Raw genomic sequence first — 2286 nt, 5'->3', positions numbered from 1 at the left:
CCGCTCTCGCCGCCATCGAGAACCCAGGCACGGTCACACTTCCGAAGAGTCAGGACTGACGGCAGCTCCCGCCGGTCGTCCCGGGCGGGTCAGCACGGCGCCGGGACGGGGCACGGCGAACAGTTACCCGAGGACACCCGTCGAGGGCAGGGCGATGCCTCCAGACCCCCGCGTGTTGAATGAGCGGGTTCCCGGCCCGTTGAGCGATGCTGTGATGCGCTTCATCGCTCGCAAGCCCGAGAACCGGCCCCCGTCGGCAGAGGCGGTGCGGCGGGAGTTGGCCGCCATCGCGCATGAGTCCGGCCCGGAGTGGGTGACGCCGCTGCACACCCTCGCCGCGAGGCCGCTCCTCACCCCTGCAACCGGCACGGATCCCCCCAAGCCGGCCCGCTCGCGTCGCGGGCTGCTCGTGGGTGCCCTGGGCGCCGCGCTGGCCATCGCGGTCCTGGTGGGGCTCTTCGCGTCGACGTCCGCCCAGAAGGCTCCACGCGGGATGGATTCCATCGAGTCCACCGCGCCGCAGACACCGGGAGCTGGTGCCCCGTTGAACGCACTGGCCCCACAGGAGGATGCAGGTATGTCCCAAGGTGACGCTGTCGCATCTCCTCCGCTTGAATCATTGTCGCCTGGGGTAGCGTTGCCCCCTCAAGCTCCCGTCCAGAAGGAAAGCCCCGCCGTGAAGCGTGCCCCTCCTATCGTCGCCAGTTCGCCCGAGTCTTCGGCCGTGAAGACCCCTGCATCCAGTGGCGGCCGGGCGGAGTTGCTCAAGAAGTGCGCGGTCGCCACTGCCGCCGTCGCGTTGCAGCTGGGTTGTCCGAGCAGCTCCCAGGTTCGCCCCGGCCCCAGTGAATGCCCAGAAGAAGCGCGCGAGGCCATGTTCGAGGTGCTGCGAATCCCGGAAGGAGATGCGGTCGTGGTGACCCTCGACAAACGCCGACCCGGGGCCCTGAATGACTACGGGATCTTTTCGGAAGGCCCCACGAGAGGAGTTGTCCGAAGTGGGAATGACGAGCTTCCCACCGGGACGACACTCGAGGGGCGAATCTGGGTGCGCGACGGGGCTCTGATGGCGCGCTACACGCAGGCCCGGTACCCCAACGGGAGCACCTATCCTGTCTGCATTGTGATTGGTGAGAATGGGTGGGTGCAGATGGGGCCGGGCCCGAAGCCGGGAACTGTCGAGTTCCCCCTGAGCGCCTACGGATACGTTGTAAAGGAGTGGCCCTGACGGCTTTTGTAAGGCGGCTTTACTAAATGGCAATCGGGCTTCGCGAAGTTCGCGACCTATAGCGTCGTTCACGTCGGACGTGACTGGGCGTACCTTGTTTGTGCCTTCGCAGGAGGTGCTTTCCGCGAGGGCTCACAGGAGCCCCATTCATGTCTGACGATTCCGCCCCTCCCTTCAAGGAGGGTGTGGTCCTCTTTTCCCAAGGGGACACGCAGTATTTCCTCTTCCAGATTCTCGGCGAGGGCCGCAATGGGGAGCGCATCCTCTACGCGCGGCCTCGTACACCTGCCGGCTTCCAGGGCAAGGTGCTGGTGAAGTATGTGCCGCTCCCGAGTGGAGAAGCGATGCCAGAGCGATACCGGCTCGCCCACATCCGCCTGGAAGAAGAAGTCCGGCTGGCGCGCTTCCTCCAGCATCCGAACATCGCGCACGTTCACGGCCTCTTCGAAATCAATCACGGCCTCTGTTTGGTGAGCGAAAGCATGGGGGGCTTCACGCTGGATTCGTTGCTTGCCGTGGCGCAGGCGCGCGGGCGCTACTTCTCCGAATCCTTCTGCCTCTACGTCTTCGCAGAGGTCGCGGCGGCTCTCGCCTACGCTCACTCGCGAGCCGACGATGCTGGCAGTCCTCTGCACATCGTCAACCGCGACGTGAACCCCGCTCGGATTCGGCTCATGCCCCGAGGCGGCGTGATGCTGACGGACTTCGGGGTGGCCCTGTCGCGGATGGCCGGGCGAGTCGCGACGTCCCTCCCGCGTCCCAAAGGGGATGTCATCTACTCCGCCCCGGAGCTGTTGCTCGGGGAAGTCGTGGACGGGCGCGCGGACTTGTTCTCCCTGGGCCTGACGTTGCTGGAGTTCGCCACGGGCCGCCACCTCTATGACCCGGGCACCCTGACGAGGTCAAGTCCCGAATCGTGTGTAATTGGTCCGGAGGGGGTTCGGGGGAGGAATGCTCCTTGGCGGGGTCAAGCGGCGGCAGTGTCTGGGGTTGAGTTGAGCAGGGACATGTCGAGGTAGCGGCGGTCATCCCAGACGCCGGTGACTTCGAGGGCGACG

1 protein-coding gene and 1 pseudogene are annotated in these 2286 nt (G+C 65.9%); both read left to right on the top strand.

All coding sequences use genetic code 11. The annotated features are described in order from the left end of the window. Positions 1-874: 874 nt before the first annotated feature. A complete protein-coding gene (locus LZ198_RS42715; protein WP_253977926.1) occupies positions 875-1228 on the top strand; it encodes a hypothetical protein in 354 nt (117 codons plus the stop codon). Between the two features lie 149 nt (positions 1229-1377). Continuing rightward, positions 1378-2100: pseudogene (locus tag LZ198_RS42710) on the top strand (serine/threonine protein kinase); the annotation flags it as partial. Between the last annotated feature and the right edge of the window lie 186 nt (positions 2101-2286).

The sequence above is a fragment of the Myxococcus dinghuensis genome, assembly GCF_024198235.1.
GTDB lineage: Bacteria > Myxococcota > Myxococcia > Myxococcales > Myxococcaceae > Myxococcus > Myxococcus dinghuensis.
The sequence above is the reverse complement of the archived record's forward strand: the minus strand, read 5'-3'. Positions and strand labels throughout refer to the sequence as shown.

Excerpts from the sequence above, each read along its gene's own strand:
- LZ198_RS42715 (WP_253977926.1), top strand. The coding sequence starts at position 875 with ATGTTCGAGGTGCTGCGAATCCCGGAAGGAGATGCGGTCGTGGTGACC.